The organism is Paenibacillus canaveralius, from assembly GCF_047238265.1.
Classification (GTDB): domain Bacteria; phylum Bacillota; class Bacilli; order Paenibacillales; family NBRC-103111; genus Paenibacillus_F.
This window is the reverse complement of record NZ_JBDFMM010000001.1, coordinates 2,167,509-2,184,966: the sequence shown is the minus strand read 5'-3', so window position 1 is coordinate 2,184,966 and position 17,458 is coordinate 2,167,509. Positions and strand designations below refer to the sequence as shown.

The following is a 17,458-nucleotide window of genomic DNA, read 5'->3' as shown; positions in this document are numbered from 1 at the left end:
TCATTTTTCGGGAAAAGGTGAAACAGTGAATAAATTCGTTCGTGTATTGCTATCCGCAGCCGCTGCGGCAGCTTCTACGATCCCTGCGGCTAATGCGGCGGCTGTAGATTCCGCCTATGTAGATCCCGCTTCCGGTATTCGCTTCAGCACGTTCCATGTTGTCTCCGAGCAGCAGGGAGTTCAAGAAGCGGCGGTTCAGTATGCGGATCCTCAACATATTCCGAAGGACCCGTCCCTGCAAAATAAATTTTCTCTCTCACCAACCGATCAAATTTACGAAGTATACGATCACTCCGTCTATTCCGATGGGGGAACGAGCGTAACCGGTTTGAACACCGGCTCCCGGGAAAAGGATATATTTCTTGGATCTTCCGCCCGCGGAAGCAGCTTTACCATAACCGGACGTAAGCAATTAAGCGCCTCTATGCAAATCAACGGAACCTATAACAGCGGTATAACCCGTCTTGTAAAGCTGGCCGTAGCCGGCAATATTTCCGGAGAGTTCCGGTATGTATGGCCGGAATCCATCGTATACACGGCTCCCGAAACCGTACCTTATCATCGCGATTATTATGGAGCCATCCAGTACGACACCTATTCAACGCAGGTTCGCCAGACCGATATTTATAAACAATATTACAGATCCATATATGTAAGAGAGATTCAGTATGACCGGGGGATTGCCGGGACTGTTTCTTCCACCGCCCCTAAAGGTGTAGAATACTCTATCGATTTTTAGAAAGCCTCTATAACCGGGTAAACGTCCGCTTGCTCATCTTGGTTTGGCAACCCCGACACAGGAGCCACAATCATGATCGCTTGAAGCAAAAAAGAGAGGCTTCTCCGCCTCTCCTATTCCTATAAACATCTCAAAATCCGGCTTACCTGCATCCTGCACGAGTTGATTTCGATCACTCGCGCTCTTCCGCATCCTTCATCTTCTCCGCCTCTCCGGAATCTTCCTCCGCCGAAACAGCGTCATTCTCGTCTTCTCCCGCAGCCGCAGGTATTCGGGCTGACGATCCGCCATCCTCCGCGTCCAAATAAAGCGAATCCAGATCGGTCCGCCAATCCGCCACAAAGTAAAGGATATGCTCCGAAGGCACGCCTGCCATGTCCGCCTGATCCCAGTCCCCGGCCAAGTCCGTGAGCTTCAAATCTTCTCCCTTATACGGCCCCGAGGCAAAAAAATCGTTCGCCCAGTTGAGCTGGAAAAGATGGCCGTCAGGCGCTTGAACCGCGGTGGGCGCGTAGCCCATCCGAATTTCTGCGGCCCGGGACGTCGCCAGCCGGACTTCGGCCGGAAGCGTATACGGAGAGGGCTCCACGCTCGCAACCTCGTCGCAAAAACGGATACGGCGGCCGTCCTGCCACAAATCAATCGGGGGCCGGCTTTGAAAGCTGACATACGCCATATCGAACGTCTCGCCGCGCACGGTTGTTACCCGGCAGGGAACTTCCGCGGAAGTCCGGCCGCCCGCAATGCTGCTCTGCGCGGTAGCCCCGATTTTGCCGAGCTCATCCCAAATTTCATCGGACACCTCGTAAGTACCCGCATTCCAATGCTCCACCAGTCCGGCTTTCGACGGATGGATATAAGACATCATAATGCCGTCCCTGCCCAGGTACCACCTGCTGCCGCAGTTTACGCACGCGTATTCCCAGCCGTGCTTGAGCTGTCTTTCGATCTTGAGCGCCCGCTGCACCTGCTTCGATTCGGCGTCGCTGCCGTGCTGAAACCTGGCCCAGTTGAAAGAAATGTACCTCTTGCCGCTGCACTGGGGACATGCCGCCGGAGGCGATGAATTACGTGAGAGACGAGGCATTATGCCTCCTCTCCTTTCAAGGTCAGCAGCCCGATAAATTCTTCCTTGCCGACCGCTCCGAAATAGGCGGTAATGTCCGTTCCTTCCAAGGCCCGTTTCAGCGACTGCGTATCGTACTTCACGCCGGTAAGCAGACGCTCGATTTCTTCGACGTCTTTTACTCCGAAGAAGTCCCCGTAAATCTTCATTTTGCCGATCCGGCCTTCTTCAAGATTCATCCGCACATCAATCGTCCCTATCGGAAAACGTTTGGAGTTGACGAGTTCGCTTTTCGGGGATTTGCCGTAATTCCATTCCCAGTTGCCGTAACGTTCCGCGGAAAGCTCGTGGATGGCCTCCCAGTCCTTCTCCGTTAAAACGTATTGAGGCACTTCCGATGCCTTCATGCCGAAAATATTTTCCAGAAGCTCTTGTCTGAATTCTTCAACCGTCATAGGCTTCTTCAGAAATTCCGTAATATTGGCGACACGGCTGCGGATGGATTTGATCCCTTTCGATTGGATTTTATCCGCTTTGACCCGCAGTGCCGAAACGACATGCTCAATATCGGACTGAAAAAGCAGCGTCCCGTGGCTGAACAGGCGCCCTTTCGTCGCGAACATGGCGTTCCCCGAAATTTTTCGCTCGCCCACTTGAATATCGTTGCGTCCGCTTAGCTCGGCGTCTACCCCCAGCTTGCGCAAGGCCTGGACGACGGGCTCCGTAAACTTGCGGAAGTTATGGAACGATTCGCCGTCATCTTTAGTGATGAAGCTGAAATTCAGATTCCCGTGATCGTGATAAACGGCCCCGCCTCCCGACAATCGTCTGACGACGTGAATTCCGTTCTGTTCCACATACTCCGTGTTGATTTCCTCAACCGTGTTCTGGTTTTTTCCAATAATGATCGAAGGCTCGTTTATGTAAAAAAGCAGATAAGTTTCGTCTGCAGGCAAATTCTTAAGCGCATATTCCTCAATCGCCAAATTGATCTGCGGTTTTGTGATGGATTGATTGTCGATAAACAGCATAGGGACCTCCACAGCGTTTTTCTTTTATTTTAAATCATTTTTGTCGAAAAAGATATTTTCATGCCGTTGGCGGATTCCATCACGAAAGAGCTTGAATAAAAATTAAGAGTCATGTATTTTTATACATATTTATGCATGTTTATAATTTGCCGGCTCGTTTAACAGTTTCCCCTGCGTGGTAAAGACGAGTTAGGTCAAGGAGATGACCCGATGAATACGAAGACAGATATCATTGCGTTGGAAAAATGGGCCGCCGACCAGTGGCCCCCGGAAGAAACGGAAGAGCTCGGCCCTTGGCGCCTGAGAGCGGCGGGCGGGTTTACTAAACGCGCGAACAGCGTGCTTGCCGTCGGGGACCTGCCGGACGATCCCGGCTGGTTCGGGCGGATACGCCGCTTCTATTCGGACCGCGGACTGCCCGCTGCGTTTCATATCAGCGATTCGTCACCGCCGGAGCTGGATCTCATACTGGAGAACAAGGGAGCCATTATAACGGCCCCCTGCTTCGGAATGATTGCTCCGGCAGCGGAAATGCTTGCGGGACTGCGCCTGCATCAAGACCGTGCCGGCGTCAACGCCGAGCTGTTTACGGCCCCCGATCCGGCATGGATGGAAGACTTCATAGCGCTGGAAGGGTTTGCCGCGGAAGCCCGACCCTTCTACGAAGGTTTGCTGGCACGCATGCCCGCTCCGAAGGCGTTCGTCCGTCTGATGACGGACGACGGAGAGACCGTCGCGCTGGGTACGGCCCATGCTTTCGACAAACAGGCGATTCTGTCCAATATCATTGTGCGGAAAGACCGGCGGGGACAAGGCTTTGCGAAAGCGCTGCTGTCTTATTTGGCTGCCTGGTGTGCCGATAACGGCGCTCGATGTGTTTTTTTGCAAGTCCTGCAGGACAACGTGCCCGCACTTCATTTGTATGAGAGCGCAGGGTTCCACCCCCTTTTCCGGTACCATTACAGGGTTTTCGCGCAAGCATGATTTTTTCGGAGCAAGGTAAGCTAGAACAGAAAGGAGACGGTTTTCATGACGACGAATAATGAGCAGAAGCAAACATTTCCACCCCAGCATCAGAACAACCAACCCGGTATTGAAACGCAAATGACTCCCCAGCCGCAATTCGAGGACAGCAAATACAGGCCGGCCGGCAAGCTTAAAGGCAAGGTCGCGATCATTACCGGAGGTGACAGCGGAATCGGCCGGGCGGTAGCCGTGGCTTACGCCCAGGAAGGAGCGGACGTGGCCATCGTTTACTTAAGCGAGCATTCGGACGCGGAAAAAACGAAGTCCCTTGTAGAGCAGGAAGGCCGCAAATGCCTTCTCATCCCCGGAGACCTCGGAGACGAATCTTTCTGTAAACAAGTAATCGACCGGACCGTCAGCGGACTGGGCAAGCTCGATATTCTGGTCAACAACGCGGCCGAGCAGCATCCGCAGAACAGCCTGGAAGATATTACGGCGGAACAGCTGGAAAAAACATTCCGGACCAACATTTTCTCGATGTTCTTCCTTACGAAGGCCGCTCTCCCTCATTTGAAAAAAGGAAGTGCCGTCATTAATACGGCATCCATTACCGCATATAAAGGAAATCCGACGCTGATCGACTATTCATCGACCAAAGGGGCCATCGTCTCCTTTACGCGCGCACTTTCCCAATCCGTTGTTGAAAAAGGGATCCGCGTAAACGGCGTAGCTCCGGGGCCTATTTGGACCCCGCTTATTCCTTCGACCTTTTCGGAGGACAAGGTAGCGTCTTTCGGTTCCGATACGCCTATGAAGAGAGCCGGACAACCCGAGGAGCTCGCTCCGAGTTACGTTTTCCTTGCTTCGGACGACTCTTCTTACATGTCGGGACAAATTCTTCATGTCAACGGCGGCACCGTCGTCAATGGCTGAGCCAAGCCTAACGGCTCTATAACGATAAAAACTGACGCAGAGACGTTCTCTCGTCAGTTTTTTACTGTCCGGGCCGGGGATTTTGACAATTTTGTTAAAAACCAAAAAAAGACAGAAATTTTTCTGTCGAATTTGCCGATATGACTTGCCTTTTATTGGTAAATGGGGTATCTTACTAGAGTAGTAAAAAATTGATAGAGAAAGGAGGCGACCAAAATGGAAAAAATGTGCATGCAAATGATGATGACCATGTGTATGGATGAAATGATGTGCAAAATGAACAACATGAAGTGCATGATGGACAGCATGATGCAAATGAACATGATGTCTGAAATGAACATGGATATGGACATGATGATGGGCAAGATGCAAGAGTGCGACGAGAAAATGACGATGATGATGAAGATGATGAGCGAAATGAAACAAATGTCTATGTAATTCGGACTCTTTCTAACTGAATCCCCTATTCATCCCACAATGAGTAGGAGCATCATCCCGGCAGAGCGGACGACCGCATGTCTTTTTTTTTGCCTTTTGCCTTCACAAAACATTTGCGGTAAGAATCCCGTAACCTTTAAACCTGTCAATCTTACTTGACCGCCAATATCTTCTTCGAAATTTCAATCCTCTGCGATTTAAGCACCCATACCTGCTCCCGGATCGTTTCAATCTGCGTGCTGTCCTTGCTCTGCCTGAGCTGTTCGAACAATTCCAGCATTTTCAGATTGATCGAATCATACATCTTCCAAAGATCTTGTTTCAGCTTCGCGCGGATTTCCTGCTGGACGTAATTGTCCCGGAACTTAAGCGATTCCTTTATGGCTTCCTGCCATTCTGTGTCTCCAAGGGAGCCGGCGTAATTATACAAATCAAGATGATCATCTACCCATTTACGGGACCATTCTTGTACAGAGGGTATTCGCATGACCATCAGCTCCTTCAGCACCTTATACCTAGTATTATACTGGGATTAATAAGAAATACAAGAGGGTAATTGAAATAATTTACAACTTTTTTCAGCCCGTAAAAAAAGCACCCCTCACCTATCAGGTAAGGGGTGCTGAATATAGGGCAGCTATCCGTTGTTCTGCTGCCTGTCGTCGTCTCTGGAACCCGAGGTTCCCGTGCCGCCCGGTTCGGACGGAGTTGGAGTTGGGGTCGGGGTCGGAGAAGCCGTTCCGCCGGAAGCGCCGCCGCTTCCTGTGCCGCCGCTCGTATTGCCCGGGTTCTTTTCTTTGTCCTTGTCCTTGTCTTTGTCTTTATCTTTACCGGTATTGCCGTTTCCATTGCCATTACCGTTGCCGTTGTTATTTCCATTAGTACCATTGCCGTTGTTGCCGTTATCGCTGCCGTTCCCGTTATTATCTCCATTACCGTTATTTCCGTTGTCGCCGTTCGGATCGGCAGGCGGCGAAGTCGGGTCCGTCCCCGGAACGGTTACGGACGCAACGTTCGATTGGATTCCTGCCGCGTCTCCGTTGGCCGGAACGACGTAGTACTCATACGTCCCGCCGGGCTGAACGGTTTGGTCCATGTATTCCGTAGAGTTGGAAGGCGTCAGCTGACCGAAGTCGGTTTCTCCCGGGCCTTTGCGGAAGACCTGGTAGGCACTCGTGCCTTCAGCAGCCGTCCAGCTCAAGCGAACGCCGCTGTTTTGCCAGCCTGCTCTCAAGTCCGTCACGCTCTTCTTCTCCTGGACCGGAGGTTTCTCCTGCTCGATTGGTTTGCCTCCGCTCGGACGCTCGAAATCTTTTACAGGAATGCCTTTCATCGCCTCGGCCATAACGGCGCTGAAGACCATGTTGGCGCGGTCCGAATAATTTTTGCGGATATAATGCTTCGAATCCGTCTTGTCGAAACCGGCCCAGACGGCTCCCGTCCACTGCGGCGTATAACCGACGAACCAGATATCGCGGTAGTGCGATTCCAGTCCTTTCAAATCAAGCTGAGTCGAACCTGTTTTACCGGCAAGAGGACGGCCGAAATCGGCTTTCGTACCCGTACCGCCGCTCGTAACGACTTCCTTCATCATTTGAGTCATGTACCAGGAAGTTTTCTCGCTCATCACTTTCTTAGGCTCTGCTTTATAATCGATTATGGTTCCGTCGCTTTTCTCGATTTTCAAGATCGCGTGTCCCTGATTATAAACGCCGTTGTTCGCGAAGGCCGCATAAGCTTGCGCCATTTGCAGCGGAGACTCCCCTTTGGTCATGCCGCCCAGGGCGATGGCCAGGTTGTTGTCGTTTTCGTCGAACGTGATGCCGAGCTGCTTGGCGAAATCTTTACCGGTGTTGATGCCGATTTTACTTAACGTCCATACGGCCGGAATGTTTTTGGATTTCTTGATCGCATAGGTCATATCGACTTGACCCAGATACTGCCCATCATAGTTTCTCGGGGCGTATTTGCCGAATTCCTGCTTCGTGTCGTCCAGAATGGACGTAGGCAGGTAACCCTTCTTCTCGATCGCCGGCGCATAAACAACGAGCGGTTTGAACGAGGAGCCCGGCTGCCGCGGTTTAAATGAACGGTTCCACGTTCCCGATTTATAATCCCGGCCGCCGATCATCGCGACGATTCCGCCGCTGGCGTTATCGAGAATAACCATCGAACTCTGCATCGGCTGCTCCGGTCCGTCCGGCTGGAATAGCTTCGCATTCGTGTATGCCTTATCCATCGCCTTCTGAGCCGTACTGTTCAGCGTCGTATAAATTTTATATCCGCCGTTGGAAATCTGCTCGTCCGTAACCCCATATAGATCGTAAGCTTCTTTGATCACATAGTCACGGAAACTCGGGAACAAGTCGCTTTGCGCAACCGGTGTCTGCTTCTTCGGATCGTAATCGACGGCTGCCGCCTGGGCGCGTTCCTCTTCGGTGATCAAGCCTTGATCCGTCATAAGTCTGAGAACAACGGCTCTGCGGTCTTTCGAAGCCTCGGGATCGGAAATCGGCGAATACTTCGAAGGTGCTTTCGGAAGACCGGCCAATGTTGCGATTTGCCACAGCTGCAGGTCTTTCAAATCAGTCACGCCGAAATACCGCTTCGCCGCCGCTTTCACCCCGTAAGCCTGACTGCCAAAGTAAATCCGGTTAAGATATTTCTCAAGAATTTCATTTTTGGTGAACCGGTTATCAATGGCCAGGGCAATGGACATCTCGGTCCCTTTGCGGAAGAACGTTTTATCCGAGTTCAGGAAGACGTTCTTCGCAAGCTGCTGGGTGATCGTGCTGCCCCCCTCGACTGCGCTGCGTGCGATAATATCTTTGACGACCGCACGGCCGAGCGACCAGAAATCAACCCCGGCATGCTCGAAAAAGCGCCGGTCTTCCGTCGCTACGAAAGCATCCACAAGCTGCTTCGGAAACTGCTCGAACTTCACGTTCTCCCGGTTCTCCTTGATGACCTTGGCGATTTCCTGTTTATCGGCATCATAAATAACCGATGCTCCCAGGGCATCGTCCAGTTTGTCTATGTTCGCGGTAAGAATTTTAAGACCATTCAAATAAACGACTAAATAAATGCTCATCGCGCATATGAGCGCGAGAAGGGCGGCAATAATCACACCCAATATAACCTTCGCCGCATTCCCCTTTTTTTTCGGTTTTTTGCCTTTCGAAGGCGTTTTACTGCTTGCTGCCATTAACGCTCCCTCTCTTTCTGTGCATGGCTCTCTCTGGGGCAGGCTGCCTTGCAAAAAGTATCAACTAGTAAAAGAACAACCCTATAAAATAAGGTTGTTCCGGACGGTTCTTTAATTTAGACGAAGCAGGTAAACAAAAAGTTGCCGACCGGTTATTCGGCAGCGGACTGTTCAGGCGCCGGCATCAAAGATACGGAACGCTGAGGCGTAAACGTGGAGATCGCGTGCTTGTACACCATTTGCTGTCTGCCGTCGCTGTCGATAATGATCGTAAAGTTGTCAAAAGCGCGGATCAACCCTCTGATTTGAAACCCGTTGGTTAAGTAAACGGTAACGGGAATGCTTTCTTTACGGAGCTGGTTCAGAAAATTGTCCTGAATATTGATCGATTGTTTCATCAGAAGGTCCCCCTTAACATAATCAAACTGAGCCAAGTCTAAAAGCAAGCGTTTGCTTATGCATTATATTCGTTATCGTGTACAAACTTTCCTGTTATTATATCATGGAAATGTTCGAGATGCCCAGAAAAGTTTGCGGTATCCGTGACGTCTATCCACTGGATATCCTTCATATGACGGAACCAGGAAAGCTGCCTTTTGGCAAAATGTCTCGTGTCCCGCTTCAAGAGTTCGACCGCTCTCTCCAAGGAGATCTCCCCGTCCAGGTAAGAGACCATTTCCTTGTAACCGAGTCCCTGCATCGCGACAGATTGGCGGGGCACTCCGCTTTCAAGCAGCCTTGTCACTTCATCGACAAGCCCTTCGGCCATCATGATGTCGATTCTCTCTTCGATACGCTTGTACAGCAGACTGACGGTCCATGGTCAGTCCGACTATACATAGTTCGTATGGGGATTCTTTTTTCTGGGCGGCATTATGGGCCGATAACGGTTTTCCCGTCAGATGATACACTTCCAGCGCCCGGATGACGCGCCGCCGGTCGTTGGGATGCAGCTTAAGCGCGGAATCGGGGTCCACCTCGGCAAGCGTCCGGTGGAGAGCTTCATCTCCATGTTCCTCGGCGAACCGGTTCTTCTCCTGGCGGAATTCTTCGTCCGCCCCGGCTTCCAGAAACTGATACTCGTAGCAGACGGATTCCACGTAGAGTCCCGTTCCGCCGACAAGGAAAGGAAGCTTGCCGCGCTCCGTAATCTCAGGCACTAACTGCCTGACGCGCTGTTGAAACTCCGCGACGGAGTACGGGTAACCGGGGTCGTGAATATCGATCATATGATGAGGGATTGCGGCCCTCTCTTCGGAAGTCGCTTTCGCGGTCCCGATATCCATCCCCCTGTACACCTGCATGGAGTCCCCGGAAAGGATCTCGCAGTTCCACCTCTCCGCGATTTCAAGGCTCAGCTTCGTTTTGCCGACCGCGGTAGGGCCGATCAGAACGAGCAGCTTCGGTTTCACGCCAGGGTTTTTCAGCATCGGATCACCCCGTATGCCAGTTTGCTGCCCGTAGGAACGGTCTCGCGGAAACCGAGCCGGTCGAATTCACCGCTCTGCCGGCCTTCCTTGAGGATGACGCAGCGGCGGGCCACACGACGTGCTTCTTCCACGGCCGCGGCTTCCAGAGGGCGGTCGTCCGCCGCACTGCGCAGAGGCGACAAACCCGATGATTCCTGGATCGGGGCCCGGAACATCGGATCGAAATACACGATGTCGCAGCTGTTGTCCTCCATGGCGCGCAGCCCGTCAAGATGATCTCCCTGCCGGATGGCAACGCGTCTCATGGCAGCGTCGAATTCAGCTTCTCCCGTCCGGTAGGACTCCAGGCCCCGTTCGAGCAAATAGGCCAGCACCCGGCCGTGTTCCCAAGCCGTTACGGAGCCTTCTTCCCCTACTGCGAAAGAAAAAAGGATCGAATCGGAAGCGAGTCCCGCCGTGCAGTCAACGACGGCGTCGCCCCGGCCGGCTCCCGACAATTGAAGAAGCGGGTCGGCCGAACCCTGACGCAGCCGTTTGTAGCGGACCAGGGCCATGCTCGGATGAAAAAAGAGCGCGTGAGGGCCGCCGAAGTCATATTTTAAGCCTTCCTTCGTAATCAGAAGGATTTCGTTTTCTCCGAAGCGCGAACGCATTCCGGAAAGCGTCAGCCGTTTTCGCGGTATAAAGCGGCCGCCCAGCGTCCGGGCTGCGGCGATCGCTTTATCCACGTCTTCGGAGGCTGGGTCGTAAGATGTGGTTACAAGCACAACATTCCCTCATTATCCGTTAGCGAGTTTTAAGCCGATGACGGGACGGTCGCCCGTTTCCGCCAAAGGACATGTACACCATATCACAAAGTCTTTCCGCACGTCAAAACGCGTGTTCGTATCCTTTCGGAGCGGCCGCAGAGCGTAAAACTACGCCCTGTAAAGGCTTCCCCCGCTTGAACCAGGCGCTGGGATGCCAACTTTTACATGACGCGTTTGAACATTTTCTCCAGCTCATAGGTCGAAAACGAAATGACGATCGGTCTGCCGTGCGGGCACGTGTAAGGATTGCCGCATCCGCCCAAGCGGTCAAGCAGCGCTTCCATTTCCGCGGTACTCAGACTCTGGTTGGCTTTGATCGAGGCTTTGCAGGAACAAAGGGTGGACGATTTTTCCCGGAGCTTGGACAGGTCCACTCCCTTGCGCTCCGTCAAAATCCATTCGCACATTTCCTCGACGATTGCCTGCTCGTCTCCAGCCGGAAACCAGTGCGGATAGGCTCTCACCAGGTACGTATTACCCCCAAAGGCTTCCAGATAAACGCCTACCTGCTCCAAAAGCGGCAGCTTGTCCCGGAGCGCTTGAAAATCCGCCGATGTAAACTCCAGCGGGATCGGAACGAGGAGCTCCTGGCTGGCTTCCTGTGGTTCCCCGAACTTGGTGTAGTAGTATTCGTAATTAATCCGCTCGTGGGCGGCATGCTGGTCGATCATATAAAAGCCCGCTTCGTTCTGGGCGAGCAAATACGTGCCGTGCAGCTGGCCGATCGGCGAAAGCGACGGAAAATCCGGCCGCTTGAGCGCTTCCTTGTCGCTGCGCGTCGGCAGCGCGGCGAGCAGGCTGCCCGCCGCCTCGCGGGAGTACGGCCGGTCGTCCTGCGCGGATGCGCGGCCGGCCCGGCCTCCCGCGGCGGCTGCCCCGCCTCGCGGCTGGCCGCCGCCGTAAGCCCCGGCGCCGTAAGGCGCGCCGGATGGCTCGGCAGCGGGCGGCCGGAACTGCGGCCCGCGCAGCTGCGAAGCCGCAGCTTCCCGCGCGGCTGACGCCGGCACGCCGCCGGGAGCTCTGGCGCCTGCGGCGAAGCCGGAGCGCCGGTCGTCCGCCGCGTGCGGCGCGGACGAGCCCGCAAAGCCGCTGCCGGCTTGCGCTTCCGCGCCGCCCGGCGCCTGATGCGGCGCCGCTTCCGCGCCGGCCCGCAAGCCCGCCGTTCCGGCAGCGGGAGACTGCCGCTCCCGCCCGACGTCGCCGCCGGGAGCGGACGCCTCCGCCGCGGAGCCGGCTCCGTTTTCGCCTGCGGCGTCCGGCGGAGCAAGCGAATCGAGCGAAGCCAGGCTGCGCAGGCGCTCGTCCTCTTCGCTTACTCGGGCGGCGCCCCGCTCTTCCCCGGCCCCTTCGCGGGTTTCCGCGGAAGCCGGACCTTGTCCGTCCTCAGGGACGGACAACTGTTCTCTCCACTGGGCCGGGGTAGTTCCCTGCTTCAGCAAAGGGTCCGCCTCCGGCCGGTACAGCGTCATCGTTTCCTGAACGAACGATTCCTTGATCCGTGCGGAGGCCTGAACGCCTTTTGGAATAAGAACCTGGCGTCCCAAAGCTTCCTTGATCATATCCTCGATCATTTTTACCAGCTCGGGCTCTTTGCTGAAACGGACTTCAAGCTTGGACGGATGCACGTTCACATCCACAAGCGAAGGGTCCATCTCGATGTGCAGAACGACCACCGGAAAGCGGTTGATCGGAAGAAGCGTATGAAATCCGCTCATGATGGCATGCTGGACGGCGAAGCTCCGCACGTACCGGCCGTTCACCATAATGGAAATGGCGCTGCGGTTCGCCCGGTTCAGCTCGGGACGGGAAATATAGCCCGAAATTTTGTAATCCAGACTCTCTCCTCCGACCGCGATCATCTGTTTGCCGACGGCGGATCCGTACACTCCCGCGATAACCTGCAGCAGATCGCCTCCTCCGAGCGTCTGAAGCAGACTGTTGCCGTTATGTTTCAATGTAAAAGCGATGTCCGGATGCGCCAGGGCGAGCCGGTACATATAGTCTGAAATATGCCCCAGCTCCGTCTGGATGGTCTTCATGTATTTCAGGCGGGCAGGCGTATTGTAAAAAAGCTCTTTGACCGAAATGTCGGTCCCTTTGCGTGCGGACGTTTCTTCCTGCGTAACGACGTCCCCGCCTTCCACGGCAAGCTTGCGCCCCAGACCGCTGCCGTCCGTCGACGTCACGAATTCCGTTTTGGAAACGGCCGCGATACTCGGAAGGGCCTCACCGCGAAATCCCAAGGTCCGGATGGAAAAGAGATCTTTGCCCGACTGGATTTTGCTCGTCGCATGACGGTAGAAAGCCAGCTCGCAATCCTCGCTCTCGATACCTGATCCGTTATCGGTTACGCGGATGAGCTGCAACCCCCCTTCTTCCGCCACGACATCGATGCGGCTGCTTCCGGCGTCAATGGAGTTCTCTACCAGTTCCTTCACGACCGATGCCGGACGCTCTACTACTTCGCCAGCTGCGATTTGGTTGGCGATATGCTCGTCAAGAAGCCGAATTTTGCCCATCTTAATCTACTCCTTCTCCGTCTCCAACTGCAAAAGATTGTCGGCATCTTCCCAATGCAGCTGCGGATAGATATCGTCGAATTTATCCAGATTGATGTAGCTCGTCCCGTTCTTAAGCAGAAGGGTGTCAGGCGACATCGCGAATGTGTGACTTCCTTTACCGGTGCTTATGTTAACCGCCTGTGCGGTCTGATTCCACTTGATATCGGCGCCGATCAAGGCCGCCAGCGTACGGGAAGCGACGAAAACGCGGCCTCCTTCGCGGATCGGTCTGTACGGCTCCGTCACTTCCACCTGATTGACGGTTACGTCATGCTTGGTCACCCGTACCTGGAACGAGTTCGTTCCCGCTTTGCGCAGGGCCGTAATGAGCTGGGCCGTGTAGCCGTCCGCTTCAACGTCGGGCACAATGCCCACTCCGTTGACCGGTTTCATTTTGGGAGTCAAATATTCCTCAAAAGTCACCTTTACGGCGCTTTCATCGGAAAGACTGTGCAGACTCTGCATACTTCCCTTGCCGTAGCTCTTCATGCCGATAACCTCGGCCACTCCGTAGTCCCTCAGGGCTCCGGCAAGCATCTCGGATGCGCTGGCGCTGTTCTCGTTCATAAGCATGAACACCGGAAGGTCCTGGGTCGTTCCTCCTTTGATTTGAAGGGGCGTATCTTCGTTGTTACGGTTTTTCGTATGGGCGAAGACGCCTTCCTTCACAAATTTGGAGGCGATATTCTGCGCCGATTCCACGAGTCCGCCCGGATTATCGCGCAAATCGATAACGAGCGATTTCATGCCCATTTTTTGCAGAGCCGAAAAGGTCGCGTCGAAAATTTCATCCGCATCGCTCGAGAAGCTGTCGATTTTGATATAACCGGTGCTCGGCGTGATGAGGTAGCCTTCTACGTTAGGCATGTGGATTTTCGCCCGTGTGAAGGCCAGTTTCACTTCTTTGCCGTCACGCTTAACCGTCAGTTCGACTTTGGTTCCTTCGGGACCGAGAACCCCGCTCACCACTTCGCTTACATTTTTACCTTGAGTGGAAACGCCGGCGACTTTCAAAACGTAATCGCCTTTCTTAAGTCCGCCCTTCTCCGCCGGAGATCCTTCGAAAACCTTGTCCACATACACGCCGATATCGTCATTGCCCATCTGGGCGCCGATGCCGTAATAATTGTTTTCCAGGCTGTCCGTGAATTTTTCCAGCTGCTCTTTGGTGAAGTAGGTTGTGTACGGATCCTTGGCGTTAATTTTTTTCAGCATGTCCGCAATGCTCAGACCTTTAAGCTCACCGGCCGTAACGCCGCTTACGTGATACTGGCCGAGCACTTGTCTCACTTCGTCCGTAATCTTCGCGCTTTCCTGAGCCCAAGCGGAAGCCGGAAGGACCGCGCCGAACACCAATGCGGCGGCTGCGGCCGTTTTGAAAATACGAATACCGGGAAAACCCATTCATAATCACCCTTTTATTAAGATACGATGCGGCAGGAAAACGGAGGCGGACCCCCAGGTATCGCTTAATCCCGGCTTCGTGCTTCATTTTTGTTTGGAACTGTTCATCTGGAAAAGACCATTTTTCCGCTGTCAGCTCTGTAATTTTTTCTTAAGCTCATATAAAACGTTAATCGCCTGAAGCGGCGTAATATTCAGCAAATCCAGCGCTTTGAGCTCTTCGATGGCCGCCCGTGTCTGCGGATCGGGTTTGGTCGCAGGCGTCTGAGCATGCTCGCGGGCCGGCTTCGCCTCTTCAAAGAAGCTCAGCTGTTCCACGGGCGATCCCGGTAACCCGGGGGATGCCGCTTCCTTCGGCGTATCGTAAGGAGCGCGGGCCTCTCCGATGTCGGCCGCCGCTTTCGCGGACATTTGGGGTATCGCAGCTCCCGCCGGAACGGCCTCGCCGGACGATCCGGCTCCCGGTTCCGGCGCATCTGCCGCCGCACGCGCTTCGAATGCCTGCAGCAGCTCGTAGGAACGGGAGATGATCCCGTCCGGCAAACCCGCGATCTGGGCGCAGTAGATGCCATAGCTCGTACTGGCCGCCCCCCGGATCAGCTTGCGCAGGAACGTAACCTGCTGACCGCTTTCCTTAACGGCCATGCAGTAATTCCGCAAGCTGCGGCAAACTCTCCTCCAGGTGGGCCAGCTCGTGAAAGTGAGTGGAAACGAGCGTTTTGCACCCGATCTCGTGATGAAGGAACTCGATGACCGCCTGGGCAATCGCCATGCCTTCGCCTGTCGAGGTTCCACGGCCCAGCTCGTCGATAATGACGAGGCTGCGCTCCGTCGCTTTCTCCGTCATGACCTGGATGTCCATCATCTCGACCATGAACGTGCTCTGGCCGCCGATCAAGTCGTCGGCTGCGCCGATCCGCGTGAAAATACGGTCGATGATCGGAATTTTCGCACTGCTTGCCGGTACGAAACAGCCGATCTGCGCCATCAGGCAAATAACGGCAACCTGGCGCATATACGTGCTTTTACCCGCCATATTCGGGCCGGTAATCAGCAGCATGCTTCCGTCTCCGGCGGAAAGCTTCGTCTCGTTCTCGATGAACGCTCCGCTTTCAAGCACCGCCTCGACGACCGGATGCCTGCCTTCTTCGATGAGCAGATCGTAGCCGTCGCCGATCTCCGGACGGATAAACCGGTTGGACGCGCTCACCGCAGCCAGCGACTGGTACACATCCAGCTCGGCTATCGCCTCGGCCAGCTTCTGAAGCCGTCCGATCTGCGAGGAAATCCGCTCCCGGAGCTCAACGAAAAGCTGGTATTCCAGATCGGTGCGTTTGTCCTCCGCCTCAAGGATAAGCGCTTCTTTCTCCTTCAATTCGGGGGTGACGAAGCGTTCGGCGTTGGCGAGTGTCTGCTTGCGCTCGTAGCGCCCCTCGGGAAGGGAGCCGACGTTGGCTTTGGTTACCTCGATATAATAACCGAACACTTTGTTGTAGCCGACCTTGAGTGATTTGATGCCGGTCGCCTCACGCTCGCTTCTTTCCAGCTCGGCGATCCATTTCTTCCCGTTAGTGCTCGCTTCGCGGAGCTGATCCAAATAATCGTGATAGCCTTCGCGGATCATGCCTCCGTCTCTGACCGATACGGGCGGCTCGTCTTCGATGGCTCCGAGAATCATGTCCGAGATGTCGGAGCACGGGTCCATTTCGTCGACAAGCCGCTCGAGTACGCGGGCGCCCGCACCTGCACAGACGTCCTTCAGCCGGGGCACTTGCTCCAGCGAAACCCGGAGCGCGATCATGTCCCGGGCGTTGGCGCTTCCGTAGGCCATCCGGGCAACGAGCCGTTCCAGATCGTAGACTTCTTTCAAAACGGTGCGAAGATCGTCGCGCAAAATAAACTGTTTGTACAGGGTCTCCACCGCGTCGTGCCGGTTGCGGATCGCCTCGGCCTGCATCAGCGGCTTCTCGATCCAACGGCGCAGCATGCGGGCGCCCATCGCGGTAACCGTTTCGTCCAGCAGCCATAGGAGCGAGCCTTTGCGGCTGCGTTCCCGGACCGTCTCCACGAGTTCCAGATTGCGGCGCGTGAAAGGATCCATCGTCATATACTGCTGGGGCGAGTATGCGCGGATTTCTTTGATATGCGTCAAGCTCTGCTTCTGCGTTTCATGCAAATAGGCAAGCAGAAGGGAAACGACGCGTCTTGCGGAGTCGTCCAGTTTACCGGCCGCTCCTTCGCCGAACTGCGGAGCGAGCTTGTCGTCCGCCGCCTGCTCCCACGCCGTAAACACCGTGGATTTCGCCGTAAGCGGAATTTGACCGCGGACCCGGTCAAGAAGCGGGCCGTCCCCGATAATCTCCGCCGGTGCGTACGCGTTCAACTCGTCGATCAGCAATTGGAACGAGTCCGACAGGGAAGTCGCGTACAATTCCCCCGTAGACACGTCGCAGGCGCTGAAGCCGTACCGGCCGCCGACCTGTGCGACGGCCGCTATGTAGTTGTTGCTGGCGTCACCGAGCGTCTTACCGTCCATTACGGTGCCCGGCGTCACGATCCGGACAATTTCCCGGCGGACGACGCCTTTGGCTGCGGAAGGGTCCTCCACCTGTTCGCAGATGGCGGCCTTGTAGCCTTTTTCTATGAGACGGGAAATATAATTGTCGGCGGAATGATAGGGAACCCCGCACATGGGAATTCGTTCCTCCGTACCGCCGCCGCGTCCCGTCAAAGTTATCTCCAGCTCGCGGGAAGCGTTGATGGCGTCTTCGAAAAACAATTCATAGAAATCTCCCAAACGGAAAAACAAAAAAGCATCCGGCACCTGAGCCTTGATTGCCAGATACTGTTGGATCATGGGTGTGTATTGAGTCATT

The 17,458-nt window shown here is 54.7% G+C and carries 12 protein-coding genes and 2 pseudogenes; 4 read left to right on the top strand and 10 right to left on the bottom strand.

The window, feature by feature from the left end:
• Window positions 1-25: 25 nt before the first annotated feature.
• On the top strand, window positions 26-739 hold the full coding sequence (locus ABC395_RS10315) for a hypothetical protein (RefSeq protein WP_413002748.1): 714 nt from the start codon (window positions 26-28) through the stop codon (window positions 737-739).
• A 172-nt stretch (window positions 740-911) separates the two neighbouring features.
• On the opposite strand, the gene ABC395_RS10310 is transcribed toward ABC395_RS10315, so the two are convergent.
• Window positions 912-1,826, bottom strand: coding sequence for a hypothetical protein (locus tag ABC395_RS10310; RefSeq protein WP_413002747.1), 915 nt, complete (start codon window positions 1,824-1,826; stop codon window positions 912-914).
• Window positions 1,826-2,836: a lipoate--protein ligase gene (gene lplA, locus ABC395_RS10305; RefSeq protein ID WP_413002746.1), complete on the bottom strand. Its 1,011-nt coding sequence runs from the start codon at window positions 2,834-2,836 to the stop codon at window positions 1,826-1,828. The genes ABC395_RS10310 and lplA overlap by 1 nt, the downstream gene beginning before the upstream one ends.
• Window positions 2,837-3,046: 210 nt before the next feature.
• On the opposite strand from lplA, the gene ABC395_RS10300 reads away from it, so the two are divergent.
• The 3 genes from ABC395_RS10300 (at window position 3,047) to ABC395_RS10290 (ending at window position 5,173) form a co-directional block, all read left to right on the top strand.
• On the top strand, window positions 3,047-3,820 hold the full coding sequence (locus ABC395_RS10300) for a GNAT family N-acetyltransferase (protein ID WP_413002744.1): 774 nt from the start codon (window positions 3,047-3,049) through the stop codon (window positions 3,818-3,820).
• 45 nt (window positions 3,821-3,865) lie between these two features.
• Window positions 3,866-4,735: an SDR family oxidoreductase gene (locus tag ABC395_RS10295; RefSeq protein WP_413002742.1), complete on the top strand. Its 870-nt coding sequence runs from the start codon at window positions 3,866-3,868 to the stop codon at window positions 4,733-4,735.
• 216 nt (window positions 4,736-4,951) lie between these two features.
• Window positions 4,952-5,173 carry a hypothetical protein gene (locus tag ABC395_RS10290; protein ID WP_413002740.1) on the top strand — a complete coding sequence of 74 codons (222 nt, stop codon included), beginning with the start codon at window positions 4,952-4,954 and terminating at the stop codon, window positions 5,171-5,173.
• A 151-nt stretch (window positions 5,174-5,324) separates the two neighbouring features.
• On the opposite strand, the gene ABC395_RS10285 is transcribed toward ABC395_RS10290, so the two are convergent.
• The 8 genes and pseudogenes from ABC395_RS10285 to mutS all read right to left on the bottom strand — a co-directional run bounded on the left by ABC395_RS10285 (window position 5,325) and on the right by mutS (window position 17,457).
• Window positions 5,325-5,660 (bottom strand): hypothetical protein, encoded by a 336-nt coding sequence (locus tag ABC395_RS10285; RefSeq protein ID WP_413002738.1) that lies wholly within the window; start codon window positions 5,658-5,660, stop codon window positions 5,325-5,327.
• Between the two features lie 150 nt (window positions 5,661-5,810).
• The gene (locus ABC395_RS10280; protein ID WP_413002736.1) at window positions 5,811-8,378 is read right to left on the bottom strand and encodes a transglycosylase domain-containing protein; all 2,568 of its coding nucleotides are present in this window, start codon (window positions 8,376-8,378) and stop codon (window positions 5,811-5,813) included.
• Window positions 8,379-8,530: 152 nt separating this feature from the next.
• The gene (gene hfq, locus ABC395_RS10275) at window positions 8,531-8,776 is read right to left on the bottom strand and encodes an RNA chaperone Hfq (protein ID WP_009674373.1); all 246 of its coding nucleotides are present in this window, start codon (window positions 8,774-8,776) and stop codon (window positions 8,531-8,533) included.
• 56 nt (window positions 8,777-8,832) lie between these two features.
• Window positions 8,833-9,808, bottom strand: a pseudogene (gene miaA / locus ABC395_RS10270) (tRNA (adenosine(37)-N6)-dimethylallyltransferase MiaA).
• Complete coding sequence (locus ABC395_RS10265) at window positions 9,802-10,575, bottom strand: class I SAM-dependent methyltransferase (RefSeq protein WP_413002734.1); 774 nt, start codon at window positions 10,573-10,575, stop codon at window positions 9,802-9,804. The pseudogene miaA and the gene ABC395_RS10265 overlap by 7 nt, the downstream one beginning before the upstream one ends.
• A 203-nt stretch (window positions 10,576-10,778) precedes the next feature.
• Window positions 10,779-13,136 (bottom strand): DNA mismatch repair endonuclease MutL, encoded by a 2,358-nt coding sequence (gene mutL / locus ABC395_RS10260; protein ID WP_413002732.1) that lies wholly within the window; start codon window positions 13,134-13,136, stop codon window positions 10,779-10,781.
• A gap of 6 nt (window positions 13,137-13,142) precedes the next feature.
• A complete protein-coding gene (locus ABC395_RS10255) occupies window positions 13,143-14,582 on the bottom strand; it encodes a S41 family peptidase (RefSeq protein WP_413002730.1) in 1,440 nt (479 codons plus the stop codon).
• 132 nt (window positions 14,583-14,714) lie between these two features.
• Window positions 14,715-17,457, bottom strand: a pseudogene (gene mutS / locus ABC395_RS10250) (DNA mismatch repair protein MutS).
• Window position 17,458 lies beyond the last annotated feature (1 nt).